Origin of the sequence: Mesorhizobium sp. M0751, from assembly GCF_040320265.1 — a bacterium.
GTDB lineage: Bacteria > Pseudomonadota > Alphaproteobacteria > Rhizobiales > Rhizobiaceae > Mesorhizobium.
In genome coordinates, this window is sequence record NZ_JAMYPH010000090.1 from 1 (window position 1) to 599 (window position 599).

Consider the following 599-nt stretch of genomic DNA (forward strand, 5'->3'; position numbering starts at 1 on the left):
TGGCTGCTCGTCCATTGCTGGAGCCACCTGCGCCGACGTTTTGTGAAGCTGGCGCGCAACACCAAGTCCCCGATCGCCGAAGCCGCCGTGCGCCAGATCGCTACGCTCTACGCCGTCGAGGCGACGGTGCGCGGCATGACGCCACAAGCTCGGCTCGCCGCCCGACAGCAGTACTCCACCCCGATCATCGCCGCCTTGAAGCCGTGGTTTGAAAAGCAATTGTCGATGATCTCCTCGGGCTCAAAGCTGGCCGAAGACATCCGCTATGGTCTTGCCCATTGGGAAGGGCTCACCCGCTTCCTCGGCGACGGCCGGCTCGAGCTCGACACCAACCCGGTCGAAAACGCCATCCGGCCCGTATGCTTGACCAGAAAAAATGCTCTCTTTGCTGGCCATGAGATCGGGGCCGAAAACTGGGCGCTGCTCTCATCCGTCGTGGCCACCTGCAGGCTCAACGACGTCAATCCCGTTGCCTACCTCGCCGAAACCCTCGAGGCCATCATCAACGGCCATCCACAGAGCCAGATCGAGGAACTCATGCCCTGGCGATTCCGGAAAACATCAAGCCCAAACCCATAGGTGATCGGCGAGGCGCTTAC

At 61.8% G+C, this 599-nt stretch carries 1 protein-coding gene; it reads left to right on the plus strand.

The window, feature by feature from the left end:
* On the plus strand, window positions 1-579 hold a 579-nt coding region (gene tnpC / locus NKI19_RS32785), incomplete at its 5' end, for an IS66 family transposase (RefSeq protein WP_502899384.1).
* Between the last annotated feature and the right edge of the window lie 20 nt (window positions 580-599).